The sequence below is a fragment of the Pseudarthrobacter sp. Y6 genome (assembly GCF_050156205.1).
In the GTDB taxonomy this organism is placed as follows: Bacteria; Actinomycetota; Actinomycetes; order Actinomycetales; family Micrococcaceae; genus Arthrobacter.
In genome coordinates, this window is sequence record NZ_CP189574.1 from 286,458 (window position 1) to 301,750 (window position 15,293).

12 protein-coding genes are annotated in these 15,293 nt (G+C 66.3%); 4 read left to right on the top strand and 8 right to left on the bottom strand.

The genetic code is table 11. From position 1 onward, the window contains the following. The first annotated feature begins 113 nt into the window (after nt 1–113). The 3 genes from ACQCSW_RS01390 to ACQCSW_RS01400 are packed head-to-tail and all read left to right on the top strand — an operon-like array spanning nt 114 to nt 3,550. Nucleotides 114–1,142: a nucleoside hydrolase gene (locus ACQCSW_RS01390; RefSeq protein WP_426989174.1), complete on the top strand. Its 1,029-nt coding sequence runs from the start codon at nt 114–116 to the stop codon at nt 1,140–1,142. Further along, nucleotides 1,143–2,570 (top strand): MFS transporter, encoded by a 1,428-nt coding sequence (locus tag ACQCSW_RS01395; RefSeq protein WP_426989175.1) that lies wholly within the window; start codon nt 1,143–1,145, stop codon nt 2,568–2,570. Beyond that, on the top strand, nt 2,567–3,550 hold the full coding sequence (locus ACQCSW_RS01400; RefSeq protein ID WP_426989176.1) for a ribokinase: 984 nt from the start codon (nt 2,567–2,569) through the stop codon (nt 3,548–3,550). The genes ACQCSW_RS01395 and ACQCSW_RS01400 overlap by 4 nt, the downstream gene beginning before the upstream one ends. Nucleotides 3,551–3,681: 131 nt before the next feature. Here the strand turns inward: ACQCSW_RS01400 and purU are convergent, their stop codons facing one another. Genes purU through glyA form a run of 7 tightly spaced genes read right to left on the bottom strand, consistent with a single transcriptional unit; the run spans nt 3,682 to nt 12,492 of the window. Beyond that, complete coding sequence (gene purU, locus ACQCSW_RS01405) at nt 3,682–4,578, bottom strand: formyltetrahydrofolate deformylase (protein WP_426989177.1); 897 nt, start codon at nt 4,576–4,578, stop codon at nt 3,682–3,684. A 2-nt stretch (nt 4,579–4,580) separates the two neighbouring features. Beyond that, entirely contained in the window at nt 4,581–5,954 is a 1,374-nt protein-coding gene (locus ACQCSW_RS01410; RefSeq protein ID WP_426989178.1) for an L-serine ammonia-lyase, read from the bottom strand. Next, a complete protein-coding gene (locus ACQCSW_RS01415; RefSeq protein WP_426989179.1) occupies nt 5,954–6,589 on the bottom strand; it encodes a sarcosine oxidase subunit gamma in 636 nt (211 codons plus the stop codon). The genes ACQCSW_RS01410 and ACQCSW_RS01415 overlap by 1 nt, the downstream gene beginning before the upstream one ends. Beyond that, nucleotides 6,582–9,545 carry a sarcosine oxidase subunit alpha family protein gene (locus ACQCSW_RS01420; RefSeq protein WP_426989180.1) on the bottom strand — a complete coding sequence of 988 codons (2,964 nt, stop codon included), beginning with the start codon at nt 9,543–9,545 and terminating at the stop codon, nt 6,582–6,584. Before ACQCSW_RS01420 ends, ACQCSW_RS01415 begins: the two co-directional genes overlap by 8 nt. Continuing rightward, complete coding sequence (locus ACQCSW_RS01425; protein ID WP_426989181.1) at nt 9,542–9,859, bottom strand: sarcosine oxidase subunit delta; 318 nt, start codon at nt 9,857–9,859, stop codon at nt 9,542–9,544. Before ACQCSW_RS01425 ends, ACQCSW_RS01420 begins: the two co-directional genes overlap by 4 nt. Nucleotides 9,860–9,886: 27 nt before the next feature. Further along, complete coding sequence (locus tag ACQCSW_RS01430; RefSeq protein ID WP_426989182.1) at nt 9,887–11,107, bottom strand: sarcosine oxidase subunit beta family protein; 1,221 nt, start codon at nt 11,105–11,107, stop codon at nt 9,887–9,889. Further along, nucleotides 11,104–12,492, bottom strand: a complete 1,389-nt coding sequence (glyA, locus tag ACQCSW_RS01435) for a serine hydroxymethyltransferase (protein ID WP_426989183.1) — start codon at nt 12,490–12,492, stop codon at nt 11,104–11,106. The genes ACQCSW_RS01430 and glyA overlap by 4 nt, the downstream gene beginning before the upstream one ends. Before the next feature lie 159 nt (nt 12,493–12,651). Between glyA and ACQCSW_RS01440 the strand changes: the two genes are divergently transcribed. Further along, on the top strand, nt 12,652–13,323 hold the full coding sequence (locus ACQCSW_RS01440; protein ID WP_426989184.1) for a GntR family transcriptional regulator: 672 nt from the start codon (nt 12,652–12,654) through the stop codon (nt 13,321–13,323). 832 nt (nt 13,324–14,155) lie between these two features. Here ACQCSW_RS01440 and ACQCSW_RS01445 read toward each other — a convergent pair. Then, the gene (locus ACQCSW_RS01445; protein ID WP_426989185.1) at nt 14,156–15,160 is read right to left on the bottom strand and encodes an ATP-binding protein; all 1,005 of its coding nucleotides are present in this window, start codon (nt 15,158–15,160) and stop codon (nt 14,156–14,158) included. Between the last annotated feature and the right edge of the window lie 133 nt (nt 15,161–15,293).

Below are 15,293 nucleotides of genomic sequence, written 5' to 3' on the forward strand. Positions count from 1 at the left end.
CACAGCAAGGTGTCAAGCGCTTGACGCGCAGCAACGTCAAGCGCTTGACGCGCGGCCCGGGCAGGTGCCATGATCGCACTGAATACTTTCGGCCACTGCCCCGGCAGGCCCCAATGACGTGGAGATTTAACGTGGAATCCAAACCGATGAAACCCGCCGCCAAGAAGATCATTCTTGACTGCGACCCCGGGCATGACGACGCCGTGGCCATCCTGCTCGCTCACGGCAACCCAAACATTGAACTGCTGGCTGTCACCACCGTTGTGGGCAACCAGACACTCGAAAAGGTCACCCGGAACGCGCTCGCCGTTGGGACCATCGCCGGGATCACCGGGGTGCCTTTTGCCGCCGGCTGCGGCCGGCCCCTGGTCCGCACCATCGAAACCGCACCGTCCATCCACGGCGAGACGGGCATGGACGGCCCCGCGCAGCCCGAGTCCACCATCGAACTGGACCCACGCCACGCCGTCGACGTCATCATCGACACCGTGATGGCCCACGAACCGGGCACCGTCACCCTCGTTCCCACCGGCGGCCTCACCAACATCGCGCTGGCAGCCCGCAAGGAACCGCGCATCGTGGAACGCGTCAAGGAAGTTGTCCTCATGGGCGGCGGCTACCACGTTGGCAACTGGAGCGCCGTGGCCGAATTCAACATCATCATCGACCCCGAGGCCGCCCATATCGTCTTCAACGAAAAATGGCCCGTGGTGATGGTGGGCCTGGACCTCACCCACCAGGCCCTGGCCACTCCGGACGTGGTGGAGAAGATTGCGGCCGTGGGTACCGGACCCGCCAGGTTCGTGATGGAACTGATGGAGTTCTTCACCCAGACCTACAAGGACGCCCAGGGCTTTGACTTCCCGCCCGTGCACGATCCCTGCGCCGTGGCCTACGTGATCGATCCCAGCATCGTCACCACCCGCAAGGTTCCGGTGGATATCGAACTGCAGGGCACACTGACGCTCGGCATGACCGTGGCCGACTTCCGCGCCCCCGCACCGGACGACTGCACCACCTCCGTGGCCGTTGACCTGGACCATGCCCGTTTCTGGGACCTCGTCACGGATGCCCTCGTGCGTATCGGCGAACCGGCCGTTCTTGAACCGGCCGTTCTTGAAGCAGCCAGGGGAGCCAAGTAAATGAACGCCACCCTCACCGAGGCAAAGACCAGCCGGGGCAACGTCACCGCCCTCATGGTCGCCCTGCTGGCCGCGTGCGTCGCCTTCCAGCTCAACGCCTCCATGCTCAGCCCCGCCCTGGTCACCATGGGCAAGGAACTGAACACCGATCAGGCCGTCATCGGCCTTTCCCAGACGTGGTTCTTCACCGCGGCCGCCCTGTTCTCCCTCTTCCTGCCCCGCCTGAGCGACATCATCGGACGCAAGAAGATCCTGATCGGCATGATGCTCCTGATGGCCGTCGGTTCCGTCATCGCGGCCATGGCCCCGGACGTTACCTGGCTCTTTGTGGGCCGCATCATCCAGGGCGTGAGCGGCCCCACGGTGCCGTTGTGCCTGATCATGCTGCGCTCCGCCGTCAGCAACCCGCGCAAATACGGGACGCTCATGGGCCTCATCACAGCGGTCAACGGCGGTGTGGCCGGCGTCGACTCCTTTGTGGGCGGCTACTTCGCCGAGCACTTCGGGTTCCGCAGTATCTTCTGGCTCATGGTGGTCCTGGTGCTCGTCGCCACGGCTCTGATCGCCTTCCTCGCCGGCGAGAGCAAGCCGGCCGCCGGCACCTCCATGGACTGGCTGGGCGTGTTCTTCATCGTCGTCGCCGTGGGTGCGCTGCTCACCGCCCTCAACGAGGGCTCCAAGCTGGTGGGCGGCTTCGCACCCGGCACCCTCCTGCTGGCCGTAGGACTGGTGGTGGTTGCCGCCGTCGCGTTCTACTGCTTCTGGACCGTGGAAAAGCGCGCCAAACAGCCCATGGTGGAAACGGTCCACCTGCGCCAGCGCTCCACCTGGGCGCCGCTGCTGACCACCACGCTGACCATGACCGGTATCTTCGCCGTCATCAACGGGATCGTGCCGGCCTATGTGCAGGCGGCTGACCCGGGATTCGGCATCGGCCCGACCGAAATGTCGCTGATCATCCTCACCCCGTACGCCCTGCTCGGCTGGCTGGTGGGTCCCATCAGCGGCAGGCTCGCGCCGGTGCTCGGCTACACCAAGGTCCTGCGCATCGGCATGCTGGGCAGCATCGCCGCCCTCGCCATCATCGCGTTCTTCGGCCTCAGCAGCCTGCCCATGATGATCGCCGGAACGGTCTTGCTGGGCATCATGTACGCCGGTACGGTCAACATCATGCTGAACGGACTCGGAGTTGTCCTCTCACCCGACGGAAACCCGGGATTCCTGCCCGGCATGAACGCGGGCGCCTTCAACCTGGGTGCCGGCCTGAGTTTCCTGGTGCTGCCCGCCGTGCTGGTGGCCACCTCGGCACTCGGGGACGCCAAAGCGTCCTACCTCACGGTGGTGGTGACGGGCCTGGTCATCACGGTGGCCGCGTTCGCCGCGTCGCTCCTCATCCCCAAGCCCGTCGAGGCTGAGGTGACCGAATGAGCGCCGCAACGGCCGGCTCCCAAGGCGGGATCGTCGTCGTCGGGTCCCTGAACGCGGACCTGACGATTTATTGCGAGCGGCTGCCGTTGCCCGGTGAGACGGTGCACGGCAACGGATTCGCCGTGAACCCGGGTGGTAAAAGCGCCAACCAGGCCGTCGCCGCCAGCCTGCTGGGCGGGGAGGTCAGCCTGGTCGGTGCCGTAGGGGTGGACGCCAATGGCGACATGCTCCTGTCCTCGGCTGCCGGCGCCGGGGTGGACGTGTCCGGCGTGCGGACCGCAACAACTGAGGCCACCGGCGTCGCCGTCATCGCCGTGGATTCCAGCGGTGAGAACAACATCATCGTCTCCGCCGGCGCCAACGGCACCCTCTCGCCGGCGGACGTCGCGGCCGCGGCGGAAACGTTCGACGGCGCCGCGGTGGTCTGTCTCTGCCTCGAGGTCAGCCTCGACACGGTTGAGGCCGCCGCCCGGGCAGGGCACGACGCGGGCGCCACAGTTCTGCTCAATCTCTCGCCTTACGCGGAGATCCGGCAGCAGCTGGCGGACCTGACCGACGTCCTGCTGGTCAACGCCCATGAGGCGTCGCTGTTCCTTGGCTCCGCCGCGATTCCCGGCAGCGACGCGGATGCCAGCGACTGGGAAGCGGCCAGGCTGCGCTTCGCCGAGCGGGGACTCCAGCGCGTACTGGTCACGCTGGGGGCCCACGGCTCCGTGGTGCTGGATTCGCTGGCTCCTTCCGGGCAGCAGCTGGTCCGGGTGGCACCCATCAAGGTCAAGGCCGTGGACACCACCGGCGCGGGCGACGCCTTCACGGGGGCGGTGGCCGCCCGCCTGGCAGCCGGCGCGCCGCTGGCTGACGCCGCCACCTTCGCCTCGATTGCCGCCGCGCTGGCCACCACCCGCAAGGGAACGCAGGCAGCCTATCCGGAGGTGGCGGACGTGGAGCGCGTGCTCGCTTCGGGTGTCCGCTCTCTGTGACGGACTGACGGACTGACGGAACGGCGATTCTTGTACCGCACGTTAGCGCCCGTTTCGTGGGTTCCCTGCGCTTTCGACGCTTTGCAACATCGTGTGCGCAGGGAACCCACGAAATGGGGCGTACCAGCTTCCTACTTCAGCACTACCGTCCTGTTTCCCTGCAGGATCACCCGGCCTTCGCAGTGCCATCGGACGGCATTACTGAGGGCCTTGCATTCGGTATCCCGTCCGGCCGCAACCAGGTCTTCCGGACCAAAGGTGTGGTCCACCTCCACTGTCTGCTGGGAGATGATTGGTCCCTCGTCGAGCTCTGCATTGACGTAGTGCGCGGTGGCGCCCACAGTCTTGACGCCGCGCGCGTAGGCCTGGTGATACGGCTTGGCGCCCTTGAAGCTGGGCAGGAACGAGTGGTGGATGTTGATGGCGCGCCCGTCCAGCTTGCGGGTGAGGTCGTCGCTGAGGACCTGCATGTAGCGGGCCAGCACCACCAGTTCCACGTCGAACCCGTCCACCAGTTCCAGCAGCCGGGCCTCGGCCGCCGGTTTGGTGCCGGCGGTGACCGGCACGTGGAAGAACGGGATGCCATGCCATTCCACCAGCGTCTGATGGTCCGTGTGGTTGGAGACCACGGCCGCCACGTCCACCGGCAGTTCGCCGCTCCTGGCGCGGAACAGCAGGTCGTTGAGGCAGTGCCCGAACTTGGACACCATAATCAGCACGCGGCGCTTGGAACCTTGCGGCTCAAGCCGCCAGCGCATCCCGAACCGGTCCGCCACCGGGCCGAAAGCGGCCCGCAGCGTATCCGCAGTGGAGGCGTCGCCGTCGGACGCAAAATGCACCCGCATGAAAAAGTGCCCCTCCGAGCGCTCGCCGAACTGCTTGCTGTCCACGATGTCGCAGCCGTGCTCCAGCAGGAAGCCGGAAACCGCGTGGACGATGCCGGGCTGCTCCGGGCAGTCGAGGGTCAGCACGTGTTCAACGGTGGTGACGGGCCGCGCAAGCGACGCCTCATCCTGGATAGCAGTCATGGCTAGCACTCGATCACGTTGACGGCGAGGCCTCCGCGGGAGGTCTCCTTATATTTGGTTTTCATGTCCGCTCCTGTCTCACGCATGGTTTTGATGGCCTTATCCAGCGACACCTTGTGGCTGCCGTCCCCGTGGAGGGAAAGGCGGGCGGCATTGATGGCTTTCACGCTGGCGATGGCGTTCCGTTCGATGCAGGGGATCTGCACCAGCCCGCCCACCGGATCGCAGGTCAGGCCGAGGTTGTGTTCGATGCCCACTTCGGCGGCGTTTTCCACCTGCTCCGGCGTGCCGCCGAGGACCTCACACAGGCCCGCGGCCGCCATGGAACAGGCCGAGCCCACCTCGCCCTGGCAGCCCACTTCGGCGCCGGAAATGGAGGCGTTGATCTTGAACAGGATTCCGACGGCGGCCGCGGCCAGCAGGAAGCGGACCACCCCGTCGTCGTTGGCTCCCGGAACAAACTTGATGTAGTAGTGCAGCACCGCCGGGACGATGCCGGCCGCGCCGTTGGTGGGTGCCGTGACGATTCGCCCGCCGGCGGCGTTCTCCTCGTTGACGGCAAGGGCGAACAGGTTCACCCATTCCATCGCCCGGAACGGGTCGGTGACGCCGGTGTCCGCGGTCAGGGTCTGGAACAACGACGGCGCCCGCCGCCTGACGTTCAGGCCGCCGGGAAGGATCCCTTCCGCGGCGCAGCCGTTGTCCACGCATTCGCGCATCACGGCCCAGAGTGCCAGCAGCTTTTCGCGGAGTTCCGCTTCGCTGCGCCACACCAGCTCGTTGGCGAGCATCACGTCGGAGATGGACATGCCTTCGCGGCTGCAGATGGCCAGGAGTTCGTCGGCGGTGGTGAAGGGGTAGGGGAGGACGGTGGCGTCGGCCACCACCCGGTCGCCGGCGTCGGCATCCCCGTCCACCACAAAGCCGCCGCCGATGGAATAGTAGCTGCGTTCGTTGAGGACGGCGCCGGTGTGGTCCAGCGCCCGGAAGGTCATACCGTTGGGGTGGGCGGGCAGGGACTTGCGGCGGTGCAGCACCACGTCCTCGTCCCAGTTGAAGTCCACCCGGTGGTCCCCGCAGATCCTGAGTTCGGCGTCGAGCGCGGCGGCGGCCACCTGGTCGTCGGCCGTGGCGGTGTCCACGGTTTCCGGGTCCAAGCCCTGCAGGCCCAGCACCACGGCCTTGTCGGAGCCGTGGCCCCGGCCGGTGGCACCGAGGGAGCCGAACAGTTCGGCCTGGACCCGGGTGGTGGAGCTCAGGTGTCCGCCGCCTTTGAGTCCGTCGGCGAAAAGCTTGGCCGCCCGCATCGGGCCCACCGTGTGTGACGACGAGGGCCCGATGCCAACGGAGAACAGGTCCAGGGCGCTGAGCGCCATCAGGGCACCTCGGGGGAAGCGAACTCCCTCATGGCGTCCAGGAGCCACCGGCCCAGGAAGTCCGCGAACGAGGCCCGGGGGAAGAGCCGGAAGCTCTCCTCGCCGGTTTTCTGCAGGACCACCGGGATGTTGCCGATCTCCGTGGACAGGGCGGTTCCCACGGTGAAGCTGCGCGGGTGCAGGTCCAGGGCGCAGCCCTTTTCCAGGGCCGCACGGGCCCGCGGGCCGGAAAGCTCGAACGTGGTGCGGTTCGCGGAGAGGTCCACCACCTGGCCCGGAGCCTCGCCCAGCGCGGCCACGAGGGAGCCGATGAGGTCACCGCCCAGGGAATCGTGGGCCTCTTCCGGTGCCACCACCAGGAACTCGGATGGTCCCAGCCAGAGGACGGTGACGCGGTCCGTGCCGCCCACGTCGCCGCAGCGTGCCGGCAGGCTGCCTGCAACGGCGGCGATCCGTGCGCCTTCCTCGGAGCGGGGGTCCACGCGGACGCCCGCCATGGTCTGGAACGGGCCCTCTTTCAGGACCACCGTCCCCTGGATGGAACCGGCCTCCAGGGCAGCGGCCAGGTGGGAGGCCGGGCTGCGGCGGATGTCCCGGAGTCCATTGATGCCATTGATTGCTGCTGTGTTAGCCATCTTTGCGGGTCCCTTCGGGGTCAAAAAGTACGGTTTCTGCCACAACAACGTCAACCAGCTGGTCGCCGGCGGCGGCCACGAGGGTCTCGCCGATGCGGTTGCGGCCATTCTTGATCAGTGCCAGCGCGAAGGACCTGCCCAACGCGGCGCTGTGGTAGCTCGAGGTCACGAAGCCCTGCATGGGCACGGGGCCGTAGGCGGGGTTCGTGGTGATCCCCTTCTCCACGAGCTGGGTGCCTTCGGGCAACCGGAACGTCCCGTCGACGGGCAGGACGCTGACCAGGTGCTTGCGGTCCGCGCGCTGGGCATCGGCCCGGGCGTAGGAGCGCTTGCCGATGAAGTCCTTGGCCTTCGACACCACCCATTCCATCCCCGCGTCCTGCGGGGTAACTGTCCCGTCGGTGTCCTGCCCAACGATCGGGTAGCCCTTCTCGGCGCGGAGGACGTGCATGGTTTCGGTGCCGTAGGGGGTGATGTTGAATTCGGCCCCTGCCGCGGCCACGGCTTCCCAGGTGTTCAGCCCGTACCAGGCGGGCACGTTGATCTCGTAGGCCAGTTCGCCGGAGAAGGAAATCCGGCAGACCCGCGCCCGGACGCCGGAGGCGAGGGTGGTTTCGCGGAACGTCATGAACGGGAAGGCCTCTGCTTCCAGCCCGCCGCCAGCTGCCAGGTCCGGCGCCAGTTTGGCCAGCACCGCCCGGGATTTGGGCCCGACGACGGCAATGGTGGACCACTGTTCGGTCACCGAGGTGCAGTGCACGTCCAGTTCCGGCCATTCGGTCTGCAGCCATTCCTCCAGCCAGTCCAGCACCTTCGCTGCGCCGCCGGTGGTGGTGGTCATGAAGAACCGGTCCTCATCGAGGCGAAGGGTCACGCCGTCGTCGAAAATCATGCCGTCCGCCATGCACATCACGCCGTAGCGGGCGGACCCCGGTGCGAGCTTCTTGAACGCGTTGGTGTAGATCCGGTTGAGGAACTCGCCGGCGTCCTTGCCCCGGATTTCGATCTTGCCGAGGGTGGTGGCGTCCATGAAACCCACGGAGTCGCGGACGGCGGCGCACTCGCGGAGCACCGCTTCATCCATCGCCTCCCCGTCCTGCGGGTAATACCAGGGCCGCTTCCACTGCCCCACGTCCTCGAACAGTGCCCCCTGCGCGACGTGCCACGGGTGGATGGAGGTCACGCGGGCGGGGTCGAACAGTTCTCCGCGCTGGCGTCCGGCGAGGGCCGCGAACGCCACCGGGGTGAACGGTGCCCGGTAGGTGGTGGTGCCGATGTCGCCGATGCCGCGGGACGCTTCGCCGGCCTGGCGGAGGGCGGCGGCGATGACGCCGATCGCGTTGACGCCGGAGGTTTTGCCCTGGTCGTTGGCGGTGCTGATGGAGGTGTAGCGCTTGATGTGCTCCACGGACCGCATCCCGGCCCCGGTGGAGCGCAGGACGTCGGCCACGGACTGGTCGCGCTGGAAGTCGACGAAGTGGTGGTGCCAGTCGTCCGGCGTGCCCGTCTGTCCGGGGACCAGCCAGAGCTGGCGGGTCGGGGCTGAAGCTGTCGGCTCACCGAGGACGAGAGGAACGACGACTCCGTCAGAATTTTCAGGCGTGAAGCCCGCCGCAATGGCGGCCGCCGCTCCGGCGGCGATGCCCTCGGCCAGGCAGTCCTCGAGTTCAAAGCTGCCGCGGCCGGAACCGGCATTCTGCTGGTTGGGGACCACGGTGCTCGGCACGAACGCTGCCAGGTCCTCGTCCCAGCGCAGCTTGCCCTGCCGCTGCGAGTGGAGGTGGACAAGCGGGCTCCAGCCGCCGGAGACTGCCAGCAGGTCGCAGGCGATCTGTTCGACGCCGGAGGTGAGTTCGCCGTCGTCGTTGATGCTGCGGACGGTGACGCCCTCCAGCCGGCCATCGGCGCTGACACCGGGGGCGGTGTTGGCCACCGCGCTGCCGATCAGCACCCGGGTGCCGGCTTCGACGGCGGCAGCAGCCACCGCACTCAGCGCTGGACGGGCGTCCACCACGGCCTGAACCCTGACGCCGGCGGCGCGCAGGTCCGCGGCGAGGGCGTAGGCGCTGTCGTTGGTGGTGCTGATGACCACGCGCTGCCCGGCGGCCACGGCGTAGCGGTTGAGGTAGCTGCGGACGGCCGAGGCGAGCATGATGCCGGGGCGGTCGTTGTTCTCGAAGACCAGGGGCCGTTCGTGGGCGCCGGGAGCCAGCACCACCTGATTAGCACGCACGTGCCAAATCCGCTGCCGGGAAACGCCGGGGGCGGCCGGGCTGGACAGGTGGTCGGTGCGGTTCTGGACCGCGATGACGTAGTTGGCATCGTAGGCGCCGAAGGCCGTGGTGCGGTTCAGGACGGTGCTTTCGGCTCCGGAAATGAGTTCGGCTTCGACGTCAGCCACCCACTCCAGAGCGGGCATGCCTTCGATGGCCTCGGCCAGTCCGGGCGCAGTGGATCCGGACAGGAGCGAGCCGCCCAGTTCGGGCTGGTCGTCCATCAGCATCACGCGGGCACCGGTGCGGACGGCTTCGCGGGCGGCGGCCAGGCCGGCGGGGCCGCCGCCGATCACCAGGACGTCGGTGTGCACGTACTTCTTGTCGTATTCGGCGCGGTCTTCCTCAGGGTCCAGGCGGCCCAGCCCGTTGAGCAGGTCCGCTTTCAGGCCGTCCACCAGGGTGACGGTGGTGGCGGGGAGCATGGACTCGGCCACGTGGCCCGGGAACCGTGCTTCGATCCTGACCAGTGCGTTGGCTTCCTCCACCCCGGCGGACATGATGCCGCGGGGCCGGTCCTCGTAGAGCGAATTACCGGCGGCGATCCTGCCATTGGCGAGCAGGGCGGAGGCGAGCGTGTCGCCGGGGTGTCCGGTGAATTCCTCGCCGTCCACAGTGAAGCGCCAGGAGATGGTGCGGTCGATGCGTCCGCCGGCGGCGAGGCGGGCGTTCTGGGAAGTCACTTGGTTGCTCCTTCCGGGGCGGTGATGCTGGTTGCAGCGGCCGTTGCCGGCCGGGGCGTACCCATCGGATAAATGGCCTGGATGTCGTACGTGACGGTGTCGCGGAGCATGTTGAACCACTGGCGGCAGCCGGTGCTGTGCAGCCAGCGCTCGGCGAAGGCGCCCTTGGTGTTGTCGCGGTAGAACAGGAACTCGGCCCATTCGCGGTCGTTCAGCCCGGTGGGGTTTTCCGGGTAGGGCACGTGGGCCTGGCCGCCGTAGTGGAACTCGGTCTCGTCGCGCGAGCCGCAGTTGGGGCAGGAAATAAGCAGCATGTGCGTCTTCTTTCTAGGGGACGACGGCTAGTGGGCGACGGCGGCTGCGCCGTGTTCATCGATCAGGGCACCGGTTTCGAAGCGTTCCAGCGCAAACGGCTGGTTCAGTTGGTGCGGGGTCCCGGTGGCGATGGTGTGCGCGAACGTCAGTCCCGCCGCGGGGGTTCCCTTGAAGCCGCCGGTGCCCCAGCCGCAGTTCACGAACATGTTCTCCACCGGGGAGAGGCCCACGATCGGCGAGGCATCCAGCGTGGTGTCCACGATCCCGCCCCAGGTCCGCAGCACGTGCGCCCGGGCGAAAATGGGGAACAGTTCGACGGCGGCGGCCATCTGGTGCTCGATCACGTGGAAGGAACCGCGCTGGCCGTAGCCGTTGTAGGAGTCCACGCCGGCGCCCATGACCAGCTCGCCCTTGTGGGCCTGGGAGACGTAGACGTGCACGTGGTTGGACATGACCACCGTGGGGTGCACGGGCTCGTGCAGTTCGGAGACCAGCGCCTGGAGCGGGTGCGACTGGATGGGGAGCCGGAAGCCGGCCATCTCCGCCAGGACCGAGCTGTGCCCGGCGGCGCACAGGCCCACCTTTTCGGTGTTGATGGTGCCGCGGTTGGTCTTGACGCCCACCACCCGGTTGCCGTCCTTGAGGAAGCCGGTGACTTCGCAGTTCTGGATGATGTCCACGCCCAGCTCGTCGCACTTGCGGGCGAAGGCCCAGGCCACATGGTCGTGCTTGGCGATGCCCGCGCGCGGCTGGTACGTGGCGCCCATGACGGGGTAGCGGATGTTGTCGCTGATGTTCAGGATGGGGCAGAGTTCCTTGACCTGGGCCGGGTCCAGCCATTCAGCGTCCACGCCGTTGAGCTTGTTGGCGCCCACTCGGCGGATGCTTTCGCGGACGTCGCCCAGGGTGTGGGCGAGGTTCATGACGCCGCGCTGGCTGAACAGGAAGTCGTACTCGAGCTCCTCCGGCAGGATCTCCCAGAGCTTGAGGGCGTGCTCGTAGATGGCCGCGCTCTCGTCCCAGAGGTAGTTGGAACGGATGATGGTGGTGTTCCGGGCCATGTTGCCGCCGGCCAGCCAGCCCTTTTCCAGGACGGCAATGTTGGTCATGCCGTGGTTCTTCGCCAGGAAGTAGGCGGTGGCCAGGCCGTGCCCGCCGCCGCCCACAATCACGGCGTCGTAGGAGGACTTAGGCTCCGGGTTCCGCCAGAGGAAATCCGGGTGTTCCGGAAGCTGGTCCGTGCTCACTGGGCTGCTCCAATCATTGCTGTTTCGAATGCGGCGATCTCGGCGCCGCTGTCGTCCTGGGAAAGATGCGCGTAAAGCGGGAACTGGTCGGCCAGGGCGGTGACCCGGGCGCGGAGTTCGACGGCGGTGTCGTCGCTGAGGGATGCACTGCTGCCGGTGCCGTCCCCGGGGTCGGTGTTGGTGCCGTTACCGGCCGCGGCGATGAGCGCCGTCGCGATGATGTCCGCTACCTCGGTGAATTCCACGGCGCCGAAGCCGCGGGTGGCGAGGGCAGGTGTGCCGATCCGGAGGCCGGAGGACACCATCGGCGGGCGGGGGTCGAACGGAACGGCGTTCCGGTTGACCGTGATGCCGATCCGGTGCAGGGCGTCCTCGGCCTGCTGGCCGTCCAGCTCCGAGTTCCGCAGGTCCACGAGGACCAGGTGCACGTCGGTGCCGCCGTTGACCACGGAGATGCCTGCCGCGGCCACGTCGTCGCGGAGGAGCCTCTCGGCGAGCAGCTTGGATCCCTGCAGGACGCGTTCCTGGCGTTCCTTGAATTCGGGGGTGCCGGCGAGTTTGAAAGCCACGGCCTTGGCCGCGATGACGTGCTCCAGCGGGCCGCCCTGCTGGCCGGGGAATACGGCGCTGTTGATCTTGCGGGCGTACTTTTCCTTGGCGAGGATGACTCCGCCGCGGGGGCCGCCGAGGGTCTTGTGCGTGGTGGTGGTGACGACGTCGGCGTAGGGCACCGGGTTGGGGTGCAGCCCTGCGGCCACCAGGCCGGCGAAGTGCGCCATGTCCACCATGAGGTAGGCGTCCACGAGGTCGGCGATCCGACGGAACTCGGCGAAGTCCAGCTGGCGGGAGTAGGCGGACCAGCCGGCGACGATCAGCTTCGGGCGGTGTTCCAGGGCCAGCGCCTCGACCTCGGCCATGTCCACCAGATGATCGTCTTTGCTCACGTGGTACGGGACCACGTTGTAGAGCTTGCCGGAGAAGTTGATGCGCATGCCGTGGGTGAGGTGGCCTCCATGTGCAAGGTCCAGACCCATGATGGTGTCGCCCGGGTTCAGCAGGGCGAACATGGCGGCGGCGTTCGCCTGCGCGCCCGAGTGCGGCTGGACATTGGCGAATTCCGCGCCGAACAGTGCCTTGACCCGGTCGATGGCCAGCTGCTCGATCACGTCAACGTGTTCGCAGCCGCCGTAGTAGCGCTTGCCGGGGTAGCCCTCGGCGTACTTGTTCGTCAGGACCGAGCCCTGCGCCTCCATCACGGCGGACGGGGCGAAATTCTCCGAGGCAATCATCTCCAGAGTTGACTGCTGGCGGCCCAGCTCATTATTAATGGCCTGCTGGACCTCGGGATCGACTGCGGAAAGTCGCTCGTTCAACTGCTCAACCACGGATGCTCCTTTGAAATACCACTGTTGTGATGACTGATATATCAGTGTGAGGTCAATGGTATGATTGAGGTCACACGAGAGTCAATAGCTGGAAGCAAAGTGGCACGGAGCTTCCGCTTGTAAGTCGGAACCTTAGTAGAGAAGAACGGAGCGGCCGCCTTGAAAGCACTTCCTGTCATGCCTCCCGCCGAGGACGAAGCGCCGTCCCAGGCGGAGGCCGCTTACCGGCAGCTGCGCGACAAGCTGATCATGCTGGAGATCCGGCCCGGTGAACCCATCAACGACGGGCAGCTGGCGGCCGAGCTTGGCTTCGGCCGGACCCCAGTGCGCGAGGCGATCAAGCGGCTGGAGGTGGACCACCTGGTGGTTTCCTATCCGCGGCGCGGAACTTTTGCCACCAATGTGGACTTCACCGAGCTGGCGGATGTCTCGGAGATCCGGGAATTGCTGGAGCCGCTGGCGGCGCGCCGGGCGGCCAAAAGGGCCAGCAGCGCGATGCGGCAGGAGCTCCTGGACGTCGCTGCCACCATTGCGACCCTGGATCCCAGCGCCGCGGAGTCCCGGGACCTCATGCGGTATGACCTGACTGTGCATCGGCTGATCTACAGGGCGGCTGCCAACCCCCATTTGGAAGACACGTTGATCCGCTACGACAACCTCGCGACGCGTATCTGGTGCCTGGTCCTGGACAAGGTTCCCTCGGTCAGCGGCCACATCACGGAGCACGTGGAGTTGCTCAAGGCGGTCGCTGAGGGCGACGCCGAGAAGGCAGGCGAGCTCGCCTTGCATCACGTCACCAGCTTTGAGGAAACCATCCGCAAGGTGCTGTAAAGCGTCCCGGTCGGTTGAGCCGCGGCCCGGGGATCGAGCTTTTCGAGATCTGATGATCGCTGCCCGCACCCATGTCAAGGAAACCTCGAAAATTCGCGGAATTAACAGCCGACACGGCACCCCAAACTCGTAGACGTTTCTATCCGGGCGTCGGCCCAGCGAGTCCTCGAATAGGCCCAGATCCCTGTAGCGGGGCGGACTTCAAGGGTCCAGGTACCCGGACGGGTGACGCGGTATCACAGAGTCCAATTCTGCAGATTCTGCAAAAGGATCACTTCTACTGGCACCCTGCGTATCAATGTTGGGCGTATTCGCTTCCAGAAGAGCTCGTCGCTGGGCAATGAAGGGCGTGCGACTCAGCACGTCGATCGGGAAGGCGGCCGCGGGAGGCACTGACCTGGTGTCGGCGGGACTCATTGATCTTGACAGCGCCAACGTGCGGCAGGCCAGACGGACACCGTGGGCGCTACCGGGGACCCCTGCTTGGGCCGATGGGTCCGCAGTGCCGATAAGGAGCCTTATGTAAAGTTGATAGTATGATAGGACATGAGCGCAGCCGAGTTAAGGCTAGCATTCCCCGCCCTAGCGAGTCCATGCCGGCTGTGTTGGAGGAGCAAGTTCGGAGATGAGAACGTCGTGGTGTCCTGTCATCTCACGGCAGCTCAACGCTCAATTGGATTGGCGTTTGATGAAGGACGCCATTCCCGGGACAGTGAAGGCGATGACTCCATGTTCGGGAGCGTAGACGAGGCCCTTCGCGATCAGGTTTGCGCGAATCGGGCCGAAACTTGCCGGACTACGTCCCAGGCGCGCTGCTATTTCCCCGGATGAGCTACCTTTGTCGCTGTCTTCGGCCATGGCCCTGAGGTAGTTCTGTTCGGCTCGGGTTGCCCGGTCCCATCGGGCGCGGAAGAATCCGCTGTCCAGGGCCTGCCCGGCCGTTAGCTGCACCGACGCGGGCGTCCTCGTATGTGATGCTCACGCCGGTGGCGGCGTTCCACGTGTCCTGTCCGAATTGTTGCAGGAAGTACGGGTAGCCAGCGCTTTCGTTGACGATTAGAGCGACGGCGGAGTCGTCCCACTCGACCCCATCCTCGGCTGCGGGCTTCGTCAATGCTTCCGAGGCGACGGGTCCGCGGAGTTCCTCGATTTTTTCGTAGTTGAACCGTTCGGCATAGGATTTCGCTTCCGCGAGGACTCTGGGCAGGCTCGGCAGGCCGGCAAAGGCGAAAAGTACACGCCAGTCATCTTGGGCGGCGGCGTGGGCGATGGCGCAAAGCGCTACTAGTTCGGCCTGATCAAGATCCTGAGCTTCGTCGATCAGGATGGCCAGGCCGACGTTCTCCTCCTCTGCAGCTAATGCCAGGTCGTGGATGAGCTTGCGGAGGTCGGTTTCGAGGACGCCAGTGTCCGCTCCTCCACCGGAGGCTCCTGCAAGGTCCAGACCGAAGTTCCAGGTTCCGCTCTGGTCATAAGATGCTTTGAAGCTGACGGCTGTCTTCAAGGCCTTGAGTAGTCGGCGCCCGGCCGACGGGCGTGCCAGATCGGCAAGAGGCGCGTGAAGGGCTTCTCCCAGCGCCCCGCGCAGTGCCTTGCCGGCGCCCGCTTCGACTTGTGCGACCAGCCAGTCCCGGTCGCTCGCGGACCGGCGGAAATCCGAGAGCAGAACTGTCTTGCCCACCCCCCTCAACCCGTAAAGAACGAAAGGCTGAGCCGTCCTACCTGCTTCAACACGTTCGATGGCAACCTGCCAATCCCGGCGGGGCTGGTCGCGTCCGACAAGGGCCGCCGGTTTTCGTCCTGCTCCGGGCGAGTAGGGATTCGATACAGGGTCCATGCAGCCTCACCTCTACGAATGACTAGCCAAATATATACAACTATAGCAAAACGATAGATATCGATAGATATCGGTAGATATTGCTAGTATTGGGCTGGACCACGCTGTCGCGGAGCCCCAACTTAGAGAAGGA